At 71.9% G+C, this 16,482-nt stretch carries 21 protein-coding genes; 15 read left to right on the forward strand and 6 right to left on the reverse strand.

The features are described from left to right. Window positions 1–20 precede the first annotated feature (20 nt). The 8 genes from ACIQWX_RS29915 (at window position 21) to ACIQWX_RS29950 (ending at window position 5,220) form a co-directional block, all read left to right on the forward strand. Window positions 21–878 (forward strand): arginase family protein, encoded by an 858-nt coding sequence (locus ACIQWX_RS29915; RefSeq protein WP_400877905.1) that lies wholly within the window; start codon window positions 21–23, stop codon window positions 876–878. Further along, the gene (locus ACIQWX_RS29920) at window positions 875–1,549 is read left to right on the forward strand and encodes a dienelactone hydrolase family protein (protein ID WP_400877908.1); all 675 of its coding nucleotides are present in this window, start codon (window positions 875–877) and stop codon (window positions 1,547–1,549) included. The genes ACIQWX_RS29915 and ACIQWX_RS29920 overlap by 4 nt, the downstream gene beginning before the upstream one ends. After that, a complete protein-coding gene (locus tag ACIQWX_RS29925) occupies window positions 1,546–2,259 on the forward strand; it encodes a phosphatase PAP2 family protein (RefSeq protein ID WP_400877911.1) in 714 nt (237 codons plus the stop codon). Before ACIQWX_RS29920 ends, ACIQWX_RS29925 begins: the two co-directional genes overlap by 4 nt. Before the next feature lie 424 nt (window positions 2,260–2,683). Continuing rightward, window positions 2,684–3,124, forward strand: coding sequence for a hypothetical protein (locus ACIQWX_RS29930; RefSeq protein ID WP_400877914.1), 441 nt, complete (start codon window positions 2,684–2,686; stop codon window positions 3,122–3,124). Between the two features lie 79 nt (window positions 3,125–3,203). After that, on the forward strand, window positions 3,204–3,572 hold the full coding sequence (locus ACIQWX_RS29935; protein WP_400877918.1) for a GntR family transcriptional regulator: 369 nt from the start codon (window positions 3,204–3,206) through the stop codon (window positions 3,570–3,572). Continuing rightward, window positions 3,569–4,063, forward strand: a complete 495-nt coding sequence (locus ACIQWX_RS29940) for a hypothetical protein (protein WP_400877920.1) — start codon at window positions 3,569–3,571, stop codon at window positions 4,061–4,063. Before ACIQWX_RS29935 ends, ACIQWX_RS29940 begins: the two co-directional genes overlap by 4 nt. Before the next feature lie 12 nt (window positions 4,064–4,075). After that, entirely contained in the window at window positions 4,076–4,537 is a 462-nt protein-coding gene (locus ACIQWX_RS29945) for a phage tail protein (protein ID WP_400877923.1), read from the forward strand. A gap of 53 nt (window positions 4,538–4,590) precedes the next feature. Further along, a complete protein-coding gene (locus ACIQWX_RS29950; protein ID WP_400877926.1) occupies window positions 4,591–5,220 on the forward strand; it encodes a glyoxalase in 630 nt (209 codons plus the stop codon). Here ACIQWX_RS29950 and ACIQWX_RS29955 read toward each other — a convergent pair. Further along, a complete protein-coding gene (locus tag ACIQWX_RS29955) occupies window positions 5,206–6,618 on the reverse strand; it encodes a PLP-dependent aminotransferase family protein (protein WP_400877929.1) in 1,413 nt (470 codons plus the stop codon). The genes ACIQWX_RS29950 and ACIQWX_RS29955 overlap by 15 nt on opposite strands. Before the next feature lie 47 nt (window positions 6,619–6,665). Between ACIQWX_RS29955 and ACIQWX_RS29960 the strand changes: the two genes are divergently transcribed. Next, window positions 6,666–7,820, forward strand: coding sequence for an MFS transporter (locus ACIQWX_RS29960; RefSeq protein ID WP_400877932.1), 1,155 nt, complete (start codon window positions 6,666–6,668; stop codon window positions 7,818–7,820). 8 nt (window positions 7,821–7,828) lie between these two features. Here ACIQWX_RS29960 and ACIQWX_RS29965 read toward each other — a convergent pair whose 3' ends face one another. After that, complete coding sequence (locus ACIQWX_RS29965; protein WP_400877934.1) at window positions 7,829–8,464, reverse strand: hypothetical protein; 636 nt, start codon at window positions 8,462–8,464, stop codon at window positions 7,829–7,831. Between the two features lie 214 nt (window positions 8,465–8,678). Between ACIQWX_RS29965 and ACIQWX_RS29970 the strand changes: the two genes are divergently transcribed. Further along, window positions 8,679–9,656, forward strand: coding sequence for a helix-turn-helix domain-containing protein (locus ACIQWX_RS29970; RefSeq protein ID WP_400877937.1), 978 nt, complete (start codon window positions 8,679–8,681; stop codon window positions 9,654–9,656). 37 nt (window positions 9,657–9,693) lie between these two features. Then, complete coding sequence (locus ACIQWX_RS29975) at window positions 9,694–10,491, forward strand: Fpg/Nei family DNA glycosylase (RefSeq protein ID WP_400877940.1); 798 nt, start codon at window positions 9,694–9,696, stop codon at window positions 10,489–10,491. On the opposite strand, the gene ACIQWX_RS29980 is transcribed toward ACIQWX_RS29975, so the two are convergent. Continuing rightward, the gene (locus ACIQWX_RS29980; RefSeq protein WP_400877943.1) at window positions 10,488–10,955 is read right to left on the reverse strand and encodes a DinB family protein; all 468 of its coding nucleotides are present in this window, start codon (window positions 10,953–10,955) and stop codon (window positions 10,488–10,490) included. The two genes, ACIQWX_RS29975 and ACIQWX_RS29980, sit on opposite strands and share 4 nt — an antisense overlap. A 74-nt stretch (window positions 10,956–11,029) precedes the next feature. On the opposite strand from ACIQWX_RS29980, the gene ACIQWX_RS29985 reads away from it, so the two are divergent. After that, the gene (locus ACIQWX_RS29985) at window positions 11,030–11,824 is read left to right on the forward strand and encodes a PIG-L family deacetylase (protein WP_400877946.1); all 795 of its coding nucleotides are present in this window, start codon (window positions 11,030–11,032) and stop codon (window positions 11,822–11,824) included. A 7-nt stretch (window positions 11,825–11,831) separates the two neighbouring features. On the opposite strand, the gene ACIQWX_RS29990 is transcribed toward ACIQWX_RS29985, so the two are convergent. Next, window positions 11,832–12,227 (reverse strand): RidA family protein, encoded by a 396-nt coding sequence (locus ACIQWX_RS29990; protein WP_400877949.1) that lies wholly within the window; start codon window positions 12,225–12,227, stop codon window positions 11,832–11,834. Between the two features lie 48 nt (window positions 12,228–12,275). On the opposite strand from ACIQWX_RS29990, the gene mtnA reads away from it, so the two are divergent. Then, window positions 12,276–13,241: an S-methyl-5-thioribose-1-phosphate isomerase gene (gene mtnA / locus ACIQWX_RS29995; protein WP_400877952.1), complete on the forward strand. Its 966-nt coding sequence runs from the start codon at window positions 12,276–12,278 to the stop codon at window positions 13,239–13,241. Here the strand turns inward: mtnA and ACIQWX_RS30000 are convergent. Both ACIQWX_RS30000 and ACIQWX_RS30005 read right to left on the reverse strand, forming a co-directional pair. Then, a complete protein-coding gene (locus tag ACIQWX_RS30000; protein WP_400877954.1) occupies window positions 13,238–13,453 on the reverse strand; it encodes a ferredoxin in 216 nt (71 codons plus the stop codon). The genes mtnA and ACIQWX_RS30000 overlap by 4 nt on opposite strands. Window positions 13,454–13,455: 2 nt before the next feature. Continuing rightward, window positions 13,456–14,646: a cytochrome P450 gene (locus ACIQWX_RS30005; protein WP_400877957.1), complete on the reverse strand. Its 1,191-nt coding sequence runs from the start codon at window positions 14,644–14,646 to the stop codon at window positions 13,456–13,458. Between the two features lie 115 nt (window positions 14,647–14,761). Between ACIQWX_RS30005 and ACIQWX_RS30010 the strand changes: the two genes are divergently transcribed. Both ACIQWX_RS30010 and ACIQWX_RS30015 read left to right on the forward strand, forming a co-directional pair. After that, window positions 14,762–15,271, forward strand: coding sequence for a PadR family transcriptional regulator (locus ACIQWX_RS30010; protein ID WP_400877960.1), 510 nt, complete (start codon window positions 14,762–14,764; stop codon window positions 15,269–15,271). Further along, a complete protein-coding gene (locus ACIQWX_RS30015) occupies window positions 15,268–16,482 on the forward strand; it encodes a cytochrome P450 (RefSeq protein WP_400877963.1) in 1,215 nt (404 codons plus the stop codon). The genes ACIQWX_RS30010 and ACIQWX_RS30015 overlap by 4 nt, the downstream gene beginning before the upstream one ends.

Genomic DNA, 16,482 nt, shown 5'->3' on the forward strand with positions numbered 1-16,482 from the left:
GGAGCCAGTACGGTGACCGGGTGGGGAACTACGTCCTGCTCGACGCACCGTCCAACCTGGGTCTCCGCCCGCCCGTCGAGGGCGCGGTGCCCGGCTGCTACAAGACACCCGGCGTGCTGCGCGACCTCGGGATCCTGGACCGCTTGGGCGCGTCCGACGGGGGCGTCGTGACGCCAGGGCGGTACGTCGGCACGTGGTCGCCGGGCGACGGCGTCCGCAACTCCGCGGCCATCGCCGCCTACACACGTGCCCTGGCCGGGCGGATCAGCGCGATCCGGTCGTCGGGCGGGTTCCCGATCGTCCTGGGCGGCGACTGCTCGATCTCGCTCGGCGCGATGCTGGCCCTGCGCCGCGCCGGCCGCTACGGCATCGCCTACCTGGACGGCCACGACGACTTCCGCCACCTGGGCATCGCGGAGCACGTCGGCGCGGCGGCCGGCGAGGACCTGGCGATCATGACCGGCCGCGGTGCGGGCGACCTGGCCGACGTCGACGGGCTGCGGCCGTACGTCCGCGACAGCGACGTGCGGGTGCTCGGGGTGCGGACGGCGGAGTCGTCCCAGCTGCGCGAGGCGGGGATTTCCGTTGTCACATCGGAAGAGCTGATGACCTCCGGGGTTTCGCTGCCGTCTTTCGCGGGCGTGGACGGGTTCTGGGTCCACGTGGACATCGACGTCCTCGACCCGGCGTACGTGTCCGCTGTGGACAGTCCCGACCCGGGCGGCCTGGACCCGGACACGCTGGTTTCGCTGCTGCGCGGCCTGCTGGCGCTGCCGGGCGCGGCGGGGTTCGAGCTGACGGTGTTCGATCCCGACCTCGACCCGGACGGCCACCAGGCCGAACTGGTCGCCGACGTCCTGGAGAGGACTTTCCGATGAAGAGCGTGCTGACGGACCTCCCGGTGTGGCAGCCGAAGTCCGGCAACGGCCCGGGTCTGGTGCTGGTCCAGGAGATCTTCGGCCTGGACGACTACCTGCGCTCGGTGGCGGCCGACCTCGCCGCGGCGGGTTACGTGGTGGCGATCCCGGAACTGTTCCGGCGCACGGCACCCGGCTGGTCGTCGACCCACGACGAAGCCGGGGTGGCGGCGTCGATGGAGGTGGCGTCGAAGTTCGACCCGGCACTGGGCCTCGCGGACGTGCTGGAAACGGTGGCCCACTTGCGTTCTTCGCCTGAGGTGACGGGCGGAGTGGGCGTGCTGGGCTTCTGCTTGGGCGGCTCGCTGGCGTTCGCGGCGGCGGCCGCGGGCGACCCCGACGTGGCGGTGTCGTTCTACGGCTCGACGGTCCCAAGCCAGATCGCGGACCTGGCCCGGGTGACGTGCCCGATCCAGTTCCACTTCGGCGGCCAGGACCCGTACATCCCGCGCGCGGACGTGGCGGTGGTCGAGGAAGCAGTGGCTTCGCACGCCGGCGCGGAGATCCACGTGCAGGAGGAGGCGGGGCACGCGTTCCACAACAAGGTGGCCCCGATGTTCCACCACCCGGCGGCGGCAGCGCGGGCATGGGACCTGACAACGGACTTCCTGCGGCGCACCCTGCCGGCGTGAGACGGCTCTTCGGCGGACGGGCCGCGTCGCTGGTCCTCCTGCTGCTGTGGTTCGTGGTGTTCGCGCGGATCGCCGCTTCACTGGGCACGAACCTCGCGGCCGCGAACGCGCACGCTTCGGCGATCCAGTCGTGGGAGCACGCGGTGCACATCGACGTCGAGCTGAGCGCGAACCGTTGGCTGGCCGGACATCCGGTCCTCGCCCGATCGGCGGCGTACGTATACCGGTTGTACTACGTGGCAATCGCGGGCGTGCTGCTGTGGGTGTTCTTCCGGCACGCCTCGGCGTACGGCCGGGTCAGCCGGACGATGGTGGCCATGACGGTGCTCGTGTTGCCGGTGTACTGGGCGGTGCCGCTGTCCCCGCCGCGGTCGGCTTTGCCGGGGGCGGTGGACATCGTGGCCCGGTACGACTTGTTCCACCAGGAGAGCTGGACGAATCCAACCCACTACACGGCGATGCCGAGCATGCACGTGGGCTGGTCGCTGTGGTGCGCGTACGCGGCGTGGACCGTGTTGCGTGGGACCCGGTGGGCGCTGGTGCCGTGGGGGTTTCCGTTGCTGATGGTGGCGGTCGTGATCACCACGGGGAACCACTACGTGCTGGACGTCGTGGGCAGCGTGGTGCTGCTGGCCGTTTCGATCGGCGTGGCGTGGCTGTGGGGCCGTCTCGTCGCGCGCGCCGGTCGTTCCACCCGTGAAACTGTCTGAAGGGGCAACCGCCGGTGCACTCCAGCGCACTGCAGGAAACCGGGCGGTTCTGAGCCTCCTCCCGGCCGTGCAACGTTGTGGCGGTGAAGTCCATCCTGGTTGCTCCTGCGCCGACGAGAAACCGGACGAGCCGGAGGGTGCGGCGGCACTCCAGCGCAAGGAACACGGCCACGGCTCGTCGCCGGGCAGGCACCCCGGCTCGCCTCGGCCCGCGCTCGGCCCGTGTCACCCGGCGCAGGACGACCTGCGGCCCACGGCACCGTGGAACGACCTGCAACGCGGGTACCAATCGCGCTGCGGATCGGCTGTGGGCAGCGCGGTGGACGACCTCTTGCACCTCCGCATCCCCCGGCCCGATACGCGGTCCACGGTCGACTGCGCGTGCGCGGCCGGATCACCCCGGGCCGTCGCGATCGCCTCCCTGATGAGAGTTTTCGCCGCCGGTTCGCTGGCCGCTCGGCTGTTCTGGCATTTCCTGGGCGGCAGCGGAACCGACGTCGCCATCGACGTGGCGGACATGATCAGCCGGTCCGCCGGGGTCCGCGAGAAGATCCGCCGGTCGATCGCGCACGGCGGGATGGCCGGCACGACCAGGCTCGAGCAGAGCGACTACGGCGACCCGGATCTTCAGTTCGCGTACGGCGCCATCGACTGCGTGCAGTGGCTCGCCGGGCGGCGGTGGAGATCCGACGCCAGGACCCGCATCGAAGTCAAGATGCTCGACTACTACGAATTCCATCCGGCGCGCCCGGGGGTCAGCCAGTGCGCCCACGCAGCTTGCGTCGAGCTCGTGGCCAGAGGAGAAGCGAAGAACTTCTGGACCCGCGGAGACGCTGTCGTCACTTGGGGCCGGTTGCGCGTTTGACGAAGTCCCGGGCAGCCGCGGCGCCCGGACCGGCACCGCCGTTGACACCTGACTCGATGGTGCTAATAATACTAGTACCATGAGGTGGACAGTCGATCATTCGTCGCGGGAGGCGCTGCCTCTCCAGATCGTCGCGTGCGTGCGGCACGGGATCGCGTCCGGGGAACTCGCCGTCGGTGAACAACTCCCGCCCGCGGCCGAGCTCGCCGTTGCCCTCTCGGTCGATCGCAACACCGTGCTGGCCGCCTACCGGCAGCTGCGCGAGGAAGGCGTGCTGGAGTTCCGGCGCGGCCGCGGGGCGCGGGTCGCCTCCGCCGTCGCCGAGCCCGCTCCCGTCACCGAGGCCGCGCAAGCCCTGGTGGCCGTGGCCCGGCGGCACGGTGTCGGGCGCCATGACCTGCTTCGGCTCATCGAGAAGCTGACACCCCGAGAGGACGGTGCCCGATGACGGCATCCGCCGGGCGGTATTCGATCTACACCGGACGGTCGACGAACTGGCCACTGGTCGGCACCCTCGCCGTCGCGCTCCTGTTGCCGCTGCTGCTCCTCGGCACGCTCTCGCCCGGCAGCTGGCTCGACCCCGCCGGCCCCGCAATTCCCTTGCTGGTGGCCACGGGCGTGGTGCTCGTCGCCGTCCTCACCGGACTCAGCGTCCGGACGGCGGCCGGGCCCAACGGCCTCTCCGTCCACTGTGGAATATTCGGGTGGCCGCGGCGGACCTACGCCCTCGCGGACATCGAACGCGCCGAGGTGACCGATCTGGCGCCCTCCTTGTGGCGCGTGCACCTCGGCTACTGGTGGACCCCTCACCACACCTACTTCACGGTCCGGACCGGCACCGCCCTGCGGCTGACCCTGCGCTCCGGCCGGAGCGTGACCGTCACCGTGCCGGATCCGCACGCCGCTGTCGCGATCATCCACGAAGCCGAAACCGCATAGAGGAGAACAGCCATGCCCCACGCCGTGGACTTCGCCACCGTGTCGACCACGGGCCTGGAGTCGTCGCCCGTCGCGGCCGCGCTCGCCGGCCTGCGGGCGAACGAGGCCCGGTACTTCAAGAACAAGTACGACCACGTCTTCACGGTCGAGCCGGCGGACGCCGCCCGGGCGACCGTCGACTGGGTGCACCGGATCCTCGAAGAGGAACGCGGGCTCGTCATCGCGTCCCGCCCGCTCGAGGCGACGGCGTTCCAGGTCGAGAACATCCGGATGGCGTACGTGTTCTACGAGAACGGCCTGTCGATCAACGTCATGTACACAGTGGACGACGGCGGCAAGCGAGCGGTCGGGTTCAAGCTCTCCGACGGGATGGAGGTGCCGGCGGAGCTGTCGGCGTTCAAGTTCGCCCGCCAGAAGTCCAAACTGGCCGGCACGATCCGCGGTTCCTACTTCGTGATCAAGGGCGAGTACTAACCGATCAGGAATCGAGAAGCGCCGGTCACCGGGCCGGACCTAGCGTTACCGGCATGACGAACATCGACTCCCTCACCCTCGAGGTCACCGACACCGCCGCCGCCGAGCGCTTCTACGCCGACGCCTTCGGCCTCACCACCCAGCTCCGCTTCCGGACCGCGCGGCAGCCCTCCAGCGGGTTCCGCGGCTACACCCTCTCCCTCACCGTCGCCCAGCCCGGGGACGTCGACTCGCTCATGGCGAGCGCCGTCGAGGCCGGGGCCACCACGCTCAAGCCCGCCGCCAAGTCCATGTGGGGCTACGGCGGCGCCGTCCAGGCACCCGATGGCGCCATCTGGACCCTCGCCACCTCGAACAAGAAGGACACCGGCCCCGTCACGCGGGAGTTCGACGCCATCGTGCTGCTGCTCGGCGTCGCCGACATCGCCGCCACCAAGAAGTTCTACGTCGACCACGGGCTCGCCGTCGCGAAGAGCTTCAGCCGCGTGTACGTCGAGTTCGAAGGCGGCGAAAGCTCGATCAAGCTGGCTCTCTACCGGCGCAAGGCGCTCGCCAAGCAGGCCGGCGTCGACCACGAAGGCAGCGGGTCGCACCGGATCGCCGTCAATCACTCCGCCGGGGCGTTCACGGACCCGGACGGGTTCGCCTGGGAAGTCACCACGCAGCAGTCACTCGACGCCTGACAGCAGGTCCGCGACGGCGGCGATCCCCGCTTCGATCGACCGTTGCGACGTGTCGCCGAAGCCCAGGACGAGCCGCGGGGCCGTCGGCGACGGCGTCGCGTGCATCCGGGCCAGGCCGTACAACCCGACGCCGCGCTCGGCCGCGCGGGCGATCACCCGTTCCTCGTCGGCGCCCGGGGGCAGGTGCAGGATCGCGTGGAACCCCGCCGCGAGCCCGGTGACGCGGATGCCGGGGACGTGCGTGCCCAACGCCGTGAGCAGGGTTTCGCGCCGGGCCGCGTACTCGGCGCGGGCGCGGCGCAGGTGCCGGTCGTAGCGCCCGGATTCGATGAGCAGGGCCAGCGCCAGCTGGTCGAGGCCGGGACTCCCGCGGTCGGTGACGTGCTTGCCGCGCGTCACCGCCTCGAGCAGCCGGGCCGGCGCGACCAGCCAGCCCAGCCGCAACGCCGGCGCCAGCGACTTGCTGACCGTCCCCAGCGAGACCACGCGGTCGGGGTCGAGGCCCTGCAGCGAACCGACCGGGTCGCGGTCGTAGCGGAATTCCGCGTCGTAGTCGTCTTCGATGACGACGCCGTCGCGCCGCCGCGCCCACTCGAGCAGCTCCTGGCGGCGGTGCCCGGCGAGCACCACGCCGGTCGGCCACTGGTGGGCCGGGGTCACCAGCACGGCCCGCGCGCCGCTGCGGTCGAGGGCGGCGACGTCGACGCCGTCCCCGTCGACCGGGACGGGCACGACGGCCAGGCCGGCCGCGTTCGCCTGCTCGGTCGTCGTCCGGACGACGCCGGGATCTTCGACGGCGATCGAGCCGATGCCGCCGGCGGCGAGCGCGCGCAGCACCAGCCCGAGCGCCTGCGCCATGCCGGTGCACACGACGAGCCGGTCGGCCGTGGCCACGACCGCCCGCACCCGCCGCAGGTACGCCGCGAGCACCTCCCGCAGGTGCCGGGCGCCGGCGGGATCGCCGTAGTCGAACGCGCTGTTCGGTGCGGTGCGGCAGGCCTCGCGCACGGCCCACGCCCAGTCTTCGCGGGGCGCGAGGCGCAGGTCGGGGACGCCGTGGCGGAAGTCGGCGACGTCGTGCTTCGGCCGCTCCGGGGCGCTCACCCGCGGCGGCTCGGCAGGCCGGGCGACCGAGGCCACCCGCGTCGCCGAGCCCGCCCGGCTGGTCAGGTAGCCCTCGGCCTGCAGCTGGGCGTAGCAGTCCTGCACCAGCCCCCGCGACAGGCCGAGGCCGCGGGCCAGCTCGCGCGACGACGGCAGCTTCTCGCCGCCCGCCAGCCGGCCGCCGCGGATCGCGTCGCGCAGCTGGTCCTCCAGCTGCGTACGCAGGCCCGCGCCGCTCTCGCGGTCGATCGTGAACAGCAGCTCCGGACCCGAACCGGCCCACTCCACAGCCATGGAACTGGACCTTACTGGTGACCCAGTTCGCTTCTACCGTTCTCGTCATGACCGCTGACCTGCAAGTCCGGCCGAGGCTGGTGTCCCGCGCCCTGCTCATCCGCTTCGTCTCGATCTTCGGGTCGTCCATCGGCTTCTACCTGCCGCTTTCGGTGGTCCCGCTGTTCGCGAAGCAGGCCGGCTCGGACAGCGGCGCCGGGCTCGCGACGGTCGCGCTGCTGCTCGCCACCGTCGCCGCCGAGCTGGTGACGCCGCGGCTGGTCGCCCGGGTCAGCTACCGCTGGGCCCTGTCCGTCGGACTGATCTTGCTCGGCGCGCCGACGCTGCTGCTCACGGTCAGCTCGGACGTCCGGGTGATCGTCGGGGTCAGCGTGGTGCGCGGCATCGGGTTCGCGATCGCGGTCGTGGCCGGCGGCGCCGTCACCGCGCTGCTGATCCCCGCGGACCGGCGCGGCGAGGGCCTCGCGCTGGTCGGGATCGTCGGCGGGATCCCCGGCCTGCTCGCGCTGCCCGCGGGGGTCTGGGCGGCGGCGCACTGGGGCTTCACGCCGGTGTTCGTGGCGACGGCGGTGGCCACCCTGCTCGCGCTGCTGTCGGTGCCGGGTTTGCCGCGCCACTCCGCGACCCCGAAGGAAGACGGCGGCCACGGCGTCGTCGCCGGCCTGCGCAACCCGGTGCTGACCCGGCCCGCGACGGTCTTCGCCGTGGCGACCGCCGCGGTCGGCGTCCTGGTCACGTTCCTCCCGCTCGCCGCTTCGGACCAGCCCGCCTGGTTCGCCGCGAGCGCGTTGCTCGCCCAGCCCGCGGCGGCCACCGCGGCCCGCTGGTTCGCCGGCCGGCTCGGCGACCGCCACGGCCCCGCCGTTCTGCTGGTGCCCGGTGTCGTGCTGTCGGCCGTGGGCACGGCGGCCATCGCGGCCACCGGTACGCCGTCGCTGGTGATCGGCGGGGCGGTCGTGCTGGGCGCGGGGTTCGGCGCGCTGCAGAACGCGACGCTGACGCTGATGTACGCCCGCGTCCCGGCGGGCGGCGAGAGCGCGGTGAGCGCGATCTGGAACGCGGCCTACGACCTGGGCATGGCCGCCGGCGCGCTCGGCGCGGGGCTGATCATCGGCGCCGTGGGCTACCCGGTGACCTTCGTCCTCGCGGCCGTGGTGATCGTCCCGGCGCTGGCCCTGGTCCGGCGGGATCGCCGCCCCTGACCGGCGGGTCACCCGCCCGGCAGCTCGATCACGGTGCCGTGCCCGACCGGAACCACGTCTTCCGGCTCGGGCACGGCTTTCGGGCTGCCGACGCAGAGGTACCCGCAGTAGGTCTGTCCCTTCACCTGTTCGGTCACCAGGCGGAACCGGTCGGGACGCAGCCCGCGGAACCGCGTGGCGACGACGTCTTCGAACAACCGCTGCGAAACGACCACCACGACGTCTTCGCCGGCGTGCCGGGCCAGCGCCTCCCGCGCGGATTCCGCGTCGAGCAACCGGCAGGCGACGATCAGGGCGTCCCCGATCGGGCCGAACACGCCCGCGGTCAGGGCGCCGTGGTGCATCGAAATCCGCAACCGCAGCCGGGGACGGCTCCCCCGGCGCAGTTCTTCCGCGACCTCGTCGGCGAAATCCGCGACGACCCGGGAAACGTCGGAATCGGCGGGCAGCACCGCCAGTTCCCCGTCGCCCCGCGGTTGCCGCAGCCATTCGGCGCGGCTGAGCCCCGCGCGCACGGCCGCCCGGTCGAGCACTTCTTCGAGCCGGAAAAGCACCGCGGTCTGGTCGAGAATCCCCAAGCGCGAGAACCCTTCGACGTCGACCACGACGACGAGTCCGTAAACGAGCTGACCTACGTGAAGCATTGTCCGTCCCCTCGGCAGAGCCGATGTCCCTGAGCCGATTGAACAGGCGCGCGCGGTTTGCGCACCACGTTCGCGGACACACGAAGACGAACGCGAAAGGATGAGACGATGTGGGACAAAACCGGCCGGGATGGGACACTATGGGAAGGTGCCCCCTTCCCGTCCCAGACCATTCGGTGACCTCGACCCCGCAGGGGTCACGACGGTCACCCAATTGGCGGAGCTGCTGCGGCAATGCCGGGTGCGCGCCGGGAATCCGTCACTGCGCGAAATCGAGCGGCTCGGCGAGAAACGCGGGCACGTGCTGCCCCGCTCGACCGTGAACGGTGTCCTCGCAGGCCGTCGCGGACCGCGGCGGGATCTGTTGCTGGCGCTGCTGGACGCGTTCGGGGTTCCCGGCGAAGACCGGGCGGCGTGGACGAACGCGTGGGAAAGAGCCGTCGGCGGGCAGCCCCCGGAGGTCGTCGACGAGGAAACGCCCGACATCTGGCGGTTCCCGCCGGACGAGCCGGTGATGATCACCTGCGGGCGGATTCCGGAATCGGAGGTCGTCAGCAAATTCGCACCGAGCGATCCGCGGGACCCCGACCACGTCGATCTGCTCACCTACGCCGATCCGGACGCGCTGATCCACCTGTTCGGTCACATCCGTGCCCTGAACCCGGGAAACGACGTGAGATTCGCGACGACGAACGAGCTGCAGGAGGCGGACTACGCCAGCCACCTCGTGGTGATCGGCGGGTCGGACTTCAACGTGCTGACGCGCGATATGTTCGCCGCCCTCCACCTGCCCGTGAAGCTGTCGTTCCGTTCGCAGGAAACGGATTGGCTCGGCGTGGAAGTCGTCAACGGGGACGGGCCGCAGCGGTTCAGCCCCGTTCTCGGCGACGAATACGGGACGCGCGTCCTCCACGAGGACGTCATCCTGTTCTTCCGCGGGGTCAACCCGCTCGACCGGCGGCGCACGATCACGATCTGCGCGGGCGGGTACGCCCGCGGAACGCTGGCCGCGGCCCGGTGCCTGACCGATCCGGTGCGCGGACCCGCGAACCAGGCGTACCTCCGCAGCCGGGTCGGCGCCAACCAGCACTTCGGGTTCGTCGCGCGGGCGCTCGTCATCGACCGGGTGATGGCCGCGCCGGACCTCACCAACCCCGACCACCGCCTCTACGAGTGGGTGCGGCCGGAGTGATCTGCGGCCGGGCACCGGACCGGTCAGACTGGTCGGCGTGCCGGAACTGCCCGAAGTGGAGCTCGCCCGCCAGGTCCTCGCCGACGCGCTCGGCCGGGAGATCCGGGACGTCGACGACCACGACGACTGGGTGTGCCGTCCGCACGCGCCCGGCGACATCGCCGCCGCGCTGCGGGGCGGCCGGCTCACCGAAGCGCACCGGCGGGGCAAGACGCTGTGGTGCGAAACGGAGAACGCCGACGGCGGGCCCGGCCCGAACCTCGGCCTGCACCTCGGGATGGCCGGGCAGCTGCGGTTCGCGGGCCGCAGCGGGCCGCCCGGGCCGCGGCGCTTCCGCGGCCGCGACGAGAAACCCGAGTGGTTCCGGTTCGGGATCACCTTCGCCGACGGCGAACAGCTGCGCCTCTTCGACACGCGACGGCTCAGCCGGGTGCGCCTCGACCCCGAGCTCGACGCGCTGGGCCCGGACGCCGGCGAGGTGTCGCGCGCGGACTTCCGCTCGCGCGTGGGCCGCGGGCGGGCGCCGGTGAAGGCGCGGCTGCTGGACCAGTCCGTGCTGGCCGGGATCGGGAACCTGCTGGCCGACGAAACCCTGTGGCAGGCGGCGGTCAGCCCGGCCCGCCCGGTGAACGAGCTGACCGGCGAGGAGCTCACGGATCTGCACAAGGCGCTGCGGAAGTCGTTGCGCGCGGCGATCAAGCACGGCGGCGTCCACACGGGCGAGATCATCGGGCACCGCCGCGCGGGCGACCACTGCCCGCGCTGCGGCGCGGAGATGGTGCACGGCACGGTCGGCGGCCGGTCGACCTGGTGGTGCGCGAAGGAACAGGCCTAGCGCGGCCCAAGCCCGGTGCGCCCGTCGAGCAGCTCGCGGGCGACGTCGAGGTGGCCGGCGTGCCGGGCGGTCTCCTCGATCATGTGCAGGACGACCCCGCGCAGGTCGGCGGTGATCGGGGTGGGTGCCTTCGGCGGCGCGGACAACGGCGTCGCGGCGAAGATCTCGTCGGAGCGGCGGCACTGTTCGCGGTAGAAGGCGAAGACGACTTCGGGGGAACGCGGTGTCCGCAGCGGCTCGTGGTCGTCGTCCGGCCAGGACACCGGGTCCGCGGTGCCGGTGACGACCTCCTGGAACCAGTGCCGCTCGGCGTACCCGAGGTGCTCGACCATGCCCAGCGGGGTCCAGCCGGACGGCAGGGCGGAGGTGGTCAGCGCGTCCTCGCCGAGCCCGTCGAGGATCGCCAGCACCACGGCGCGCTGGGCGTGCAGGAACGACAGCAGGGTGCTCTTCTCGTCGGCCACGACCGGGGAGACTAACGGCAGGTGCGCACCCTCGCGGGCGGTTTTTGTCGGTGGTGTTCGGTAGCTTGGCGGACATGGCAACACTGGTCACCTTCCACGCCCACCCGGACGACGAATGCCTGCGCACCGCCGGTGTCATGGCCAAGGCCGTCGCGGAGGGGCACCGCGTCGTGCTCGTCGTCGCCACCAGGGGCGAGGTCGGCGAGGTCCCCGACGGCTTCCTCGCCGAGGGCGAACAACTGTGGGAGCGGCGCGTGCGGGAGTCGCACGCGGCCGCGGAGATCCTGGGCGTGGCCCGCGTGGAGTTCCTGGGCTACCGCGACTCGGGGATGATGGGCGAGCCGACGAACGACGACCCGGCGTGCTTCTGGCAGGCCGACGTCGAAAAGGCGGCGGAGCAGCTGGCGGAGATCCTGCGCGCGGAGTCGGCCGACGTGCTGACGGTGTACGACGACAACGGCGACTACGGCCACCCGGACCACATCCAGGTCCACCGCGTCGGCGTGCGCGCGGCCGAGCTGGCGGGCACGTCCCGCGTGTTCCAGGCGACCTTCAACCGCGAGTTCATGCAGCGCGGTTTCGAGGAGGCGGTGGAGCAGGGGCTGATGCCCGAAGAGGCGGCGCCGAAGCCACCGGAGGACGTGGAGTTCGGCAAGCCGGAGGCCGAGATCACGGCGGCGGTGGACGTGTCGAAGTACGTGGGCGTGAAGCGGGCGGCCATGCGGGCCCACCCGAGCCAGATCAGCGAGGACATGTTCATGCTGGCCATGCCGGACGATGCCTTCGCTTTCGCGTTCGGGACCGAGTGGTTCATCCGGGCCGGTCAGGGGCCGGGGATCACGGAGACGGATTTGATGGCCGGGTTGTAGAGGCGCCTCAGTCCAGCGCTGCCGTCACGTCCAGCTCCACCAGCTGGCCCGGGAAGCCCAGCTGGGCCACCCCCAGCAGCGTGCTCGCCGACGTGAACGCCTCGCCGATCTCCGACTCCGTCAACCGGTCCCACGCCTCCGACAGCACCTCGCGGTCCTCCGTCACCACGTAGATCACCGTCCGGACCACGTCCGCCGGCGCTGCTCCCGCGAACTTCAACGCCGTCGCCGTGTTGGCCACCACCTGGTCGACCTGGGCCGCCACCCCCTCGGGCACCGATCCGTCGGCCGTCAGGGGGCACTGGCCCGCCAGGTACACCGTGCGCCCGGCCGAGACGGAAACCACGTGGTGGTAGCCCGGTGGGGTGTGCAGTCCGGGCGGGTTCTGCCGTTCAATGGTCACCGTCGCATCTTCGCCGGGCGCGCAACCCGATTACCCCGAGGAGGGCACGTGCGCAGGACCATCGACTGGGCCGACGATGCCGTCGTCGTCATCGACCAGACCGCTCTGCCCGGTGAGTTCCGGCTGCTGCGCCTGCGGACCGTCGGTGAGCTCGTCGACGCCGTCAAGCGGCTCGCCGTCCGCGGGGCGCCCGCCCTCGGGGCCGCCGGGGCCCTCGGCGTCGCCCTCGCCGCCCGGACCAGCGAGGACGTCGAGGCCGACGCCGAGCTCATCGCCACCGCGCGGCCGACCGCCGTCAACCTGGCCTGGGGCGTCGAGCGCGCCCTGAAAAAGCTCCCCCAAGGCCCGGACGCCGTCCTCGAAGAGGCGAAAGCCCTGCTCACCGAAGACGAAGAACTCAACAAGGCCGCCTCGGAACACGCCGCCGAGGTCGTGCTCCGCGCCTGCCCGCGCCGGCCGCTGAGGCTGCTCACCCACTGCAACGCCGGGCGGCTCGCCACCGTCGGGTGGGGCAGCGCCCTCGGGGTCGTCTGGCACCTGCACGACCGCGGGCTCGTCGAAGAAGTCCTCGTCGACGAGACCCGTCCCCTCCTCCAGGGCGCCCGGCTGACCGCCTGGGAACTCGCGCAGGAAAACGTCCCCCACCGCGTCCAGCCCGATGGCGCGGCCGCCGCGGCGATGGCCAAGGGCATGGTCGACTGCGTGCTCGTCGGGGCCGACCGGATCGCCGCCAACGGCGACGTCGCCAACAAGATCGGTACCTACGGCCTCGCCATCGCCGCGAAGCACCACGACATCCCGTTCGTGGTCGTCGCGCCGTCGTCCACTGTGGACACGAGCCTCGCGACCGGTGCGGGCATCGCCATCGAAGAGCGCGATGCCCGCGAACTCACCCACTACGCCGGGACGCCGATCGCGCCGGACGGCACGCGGGTCTTCAACCCCGCGTTCGACGTCACCCCGCACGAGCTCGTCACGGCCGTCGTCACCGAGCGCGGCCGGTACGAACCCTAGGGGCGCGGGCCGATCTCGCGGCCGCCGTCGGTCACCGTGATGGCCATCGCCGGGCACGAGTCCGCCGCGTCCAGCACCGTCTCGTCGGCCTCGACTTCGGGCGCCGACGTCTGCGCGACCGCGCCCTCCAGGACGAACACCTCGGGCATCAGCGCGGCGCACATCCCCGAGCCGATGCAGGTGTGTTCGTCGACTTCCACGTGCCAGGTCATGCTCACCATCCGATCGGCATCGACCGCGGTCCGCGGACGAGCATCTGCGTCTTCCACACGATATCGCCGGCCAGGCGCAGACCCGGCAGCTCGGTGACCAACGCGCGCAGCGCCTCCTGGAGCTCGAGCCGGGCCAGCGGCGCGCCCAGGCAGTGGTGGACGCCGTGGCCGAAGCCGAGGTGGTGGGTGTCGCCGCGGTCGAAGCGCAGCTGGTCGGCGTCGTCGAACTGCAGCCGGTCGCGGTTGGCCGCGCCGACCGCCACCAGCACCGGCTCCCCCGCCTTCACGAGCACGCCGCCGACCTCGACGTCTTCGGTGGCGTAGCGCGCGAACCCGGCGCCGGCGCCCAGCGGCACGAACCGCAGCAGCTCCTCGACGGCCGCCGGGATCAGGTCCGGGTCGTCGACCAGCCGCTGCCACTGGCCGGGCTGGTCGAGCAGCGCGTAGACGAAGTTGGGGATCTGGCTCGCGGTGGTCTCGTGGCCGGCGACGAGGATGCCGACGCACAGGTCGACCAGTTCCAGCTCGGTCAGCCGATCGCGCGTGTCGCGGGCCTCGATGAGCGCCGTCATCAGGTCGTCCTGGGGCTGCGCGCGGTGCTCGGCGATCAGGCCGCGCATGTAGTCGCGCAGCTCTTCGCGGTTGCGCTCGAACTCCTCCGGCGTCAGCCCGCTGGTGGACAGCGCGGCATCGCTCCAGACGCGGAACTTCGGCCGGTCGGCGACCGGGACGCCGAGCAGCTCGCAGATCACCGCGACCGGGATGGGCAGCGCGTAGAGGTCGACGAGGTCCGCGGGCGGGCCGGCGGCCTTCATGTCCGCGATCAGCCCCGTCGCCAGCTCGACGACGCGCGGGCGCAGCAGCTCGACGCGGCGCATGGTGAACGCCTTCGCGACCAGCGTCCGCAGCCGCGTGTGGTCGGGCGGGTCCATCTGCAGGATGCCGCCGTCACGCTGCACGGGCGAGCGGCGCGGCGCGTCCTTCTCCTTTTCCATCGCCCGCGAGAAGCGGCGGTCACCGAGCACGAGCCGGGCGTCGGCGTAGCGGGTGGCCAGCCACGCCGGCTCCCCGTAGGTCATCTTGACCCGGACCATGCCCTCGGCTTCGCGGGCCGCCGCGTAGGCGTCGTTGAGGTCGAGTCCGGCCTCCTCGTTGAAGGGGTACGAGAGCGGCTCGGTGTGCGTGACGGTCATTCGGAAAACCCCCGTGCTCGGTTGTAAGCAGCTGCTTACAAAGCTACACAGTTTCTTCCCACCTGTCACGATCCGCCATTGCTCAGTCACCGACACCTAGGTTACGGTGACCTAGGTGTGGATCGAGATCCTCTTGCTGTCGAGGCTGGACCGCGAGCCGATGCACGGCTACGAGCTGCGCAAGGCCGTCGAAGCCTCGACCGGGCACACCTTGTCGAACAACTCGCTCTACCCGACCCTGCGGCGCTTCGTCGACGCCGGTGCGGTGAGCCGCAGCGCGGAGGAGCAGGAGGCCAAACCGCCGCGGCACGTCTACACGATCACCGAGGTCGGGCGGGAGCTGCTGCACGACCTGCTCGCGGACTTCCCCGACGAGCTCGCGCTCAGCGAGGAGGAGTTCCTCGCGCGCGTCGGCAGCTTCAGCCGGCTGCGCCACGAAGAACGCGCCCGCGTGCTCGACGTGCGGAAACACGCGCTCACCGCCGAGCACGAACGGCTCACCGCGCTCGCCGCCGGGCAGGCCGATCCGTGGGGCCGGGCCGCGCTGCGGCACGTCCTCGGGAAGTTCGACGCCGAACTCCGCTGGCTCGCCGACCTCGAAACCGAACTGAGGAGAGACGCATGACCACCACCGAAGAGACGCCTCGCCTCCCCTTCGCCCGGGCGAACGCGCTCGCGATCGCCCCGGACTACGAAGCCCTCCGCAGCCGGGCGCCGATCAGCCGCGTGCTGACCCCGGCCGGCGACCCCGCGTGGCTGGTGACGTCGTACGAAGAGGCCAAGGACGTCTTCCGCGACAAGCGGTTCGGCCGCTCGCACCCCGCGCCCGAGCAGGCGTCGCGGATCTCGAACGCCGCGATCCAGGACGGGCCGAGCGGCGACTTCGACACCGAAGAGGCCGAGCACAAGCGGATGCGCCGGATGCTCGCGCCCGCGTTCTCCGCGCCGCGCATGCGCGCCCTCGGCGACCGGATCGCCGAGCTGACCGACCGCTGCCTCGACGACCTGCAGGCCGCCCACGACGCCGACCCGGGTACGCCGGTCGACCTCACCGACTTCCTCGCCTTCCCATTGCCGGTTCTGGTGATCTGCGAACTGCTCGGCGTGCCGTACGAAGACCGCGAGAAGTTCCGCGGCCTGTCCGAGCGGATCGCGATGATGGACGGCGGCGCGGACGCGCAGGCGGCGATGGCCGAGTTCAAGGCCTACATGCTGGAACTGGCCGAGGCGAAGCGCGCGGACCCGCAGCCGGACGTCATCTCCGACATGGTCGCCGTCCAGGCCGACGACCCCACGTTCACCGACGACGACCTCGCCCGGATGGGCGCCGGCCTGCTGTTCGCCGGCCACGAGACCACGTCCACCCGGATCGCGATGGGCACGCTCTTCCTGCTCAGCGACACCGCCCGCCGCGACCGCTTCGCCGCCGATCCCGACGGCGAGGTCAACCAGACCGTCGAGGAGATCCTGCGGCTGACCGCGACCAGCGGCACCGGCCTGCTGCGCTACGCCCACGAAGACGTCGAGATCGCCGGCACGCGGATCCTGCGCGGTGACGCCGTGCTGATCTCCAGCGACGCCGCCAACCGCGACGCCTCGGTGTTCGCCGACCCCGACGAGTTCGACCCGGGCCGCACGCCGAACGTCCACCTCGCCTTCGGCACCGGCGCGCACGTCTGCATCGGCGCCAACCTCGCCCGGACCGAGCTGCGGACGGTGTTCCCCAAGCTGTTCCGCCGCTTCCCCGGCCTGCGGCTGGCGAGCGCGATCGACGACATCCCGGTGCGCGTCAACCGCGTCGCCGGCGGGGTCGACGCCGTCCCCGTGACGTGGTGA

The sequence above is a fragment of the Amycolatopsis sp. NPDC098790 genome (assembly GCF_044759945.1).
Lineage (GTDB): Bacteria > Actinomycetota > Actinomycetes > Mycobacteriales > Pseudonocardiaceae > Amycolatopsis.

Bases quoted from the DNA above. Each gene is read 5' to 3' on its own strand.
- ACIQWX_RS29955 (WP_400877929.1), bottom strand. From the start codon at position 6,618: ATGGCTGTGGAGTGGGCCGGTTCGGGTCCGGAGCTGCTGTTCACGATC.
- ACIQWX_RS30015 (WP_400877963.1), top strand. From the start codon at position 15,268: ATGACCACCACCGAAGAGACGCCTCGCCTCCCCTTCGCCCGGGCGAAC.
- ACIQWX_RS30000 (WP_400877954.1), bottom strand. From the start codon at position 13,453: ATGACCTGGCACGTGGAAGTCGACGAACACACCTGCATCGGCTCGGGG.
- ACIQWX_RS29965 (WP_400877934.1), bottom strand. From the start codon at position 8,464: ATGCTTCACGTAGGTCAGCTCGTTTACGGACTCGTCGTCGTGGTCGAC.
- ACIQWX_RS30005 (WP_400877957.1), bottom strand. From the start codon at position 14,646: ATGACCGTCACGCACACCGAGCCGCTCTCGTACCCCTTCAACGAGGAG.
- ACIQWX_RS29960 (WP_400877932.1), top strand. From the start codon at position 6,666: ATGACCGCTGACCTGCAAGTCCGGCCGAGGCTGGTGTCCCGCGCCCTG.
- ACIQWX_RS29985 (WP_400877946.1), top strand. From the start codon at position 11,030: ATGGCAACACTGGTCACCTTCCACGCCCACCCGGACGACGAATGCCTG.
- ACIQWX_RS29950 (WP_400877926.1), top strand. From the start codon at position 4,591: ATGACGAACATCGACTCCCTCACCCTCGAGGTCACCGACACCGCCGCC.
- ACIQWX_RS29920 (WP_400877908.1), top strand. From the start codon at position 875: ATGAAGAGCGTGCTGACGGACCTCCCGGTGTGGCAGCCGAAGTCCGGC.
- ACIQWX_RS29940 (WP_400877920.1), top strand. From the start codon at position 3,569: ATGACGGCATCCGCCGGGCGGTATTCGATCTACACCGGACGGTCGACG.
- ACIQWX_RS29945 (WP_400877923.1), top strand. From the start codon at position 4,076: ATGCCCCACGCCGTGGACTTCGCCACCGTGTCGACCACGGGCCTGGAG.
- ACIQWX_RS29935 (WP_400877918.1), top strand. From the start codon at position 3,204: ATGAGGTGGACAGTCGATCATTCGTCGCGGGAGGCGCTGCCTCTCCAG.
- ACIQWX_RS29930 (WP_400877914.1), top strand. From the start codon at position 2,684: ATGAGAGTTTTCGCCGCCGGTTCGCTGGCCGCTCGGCTGTTCTGGCAT.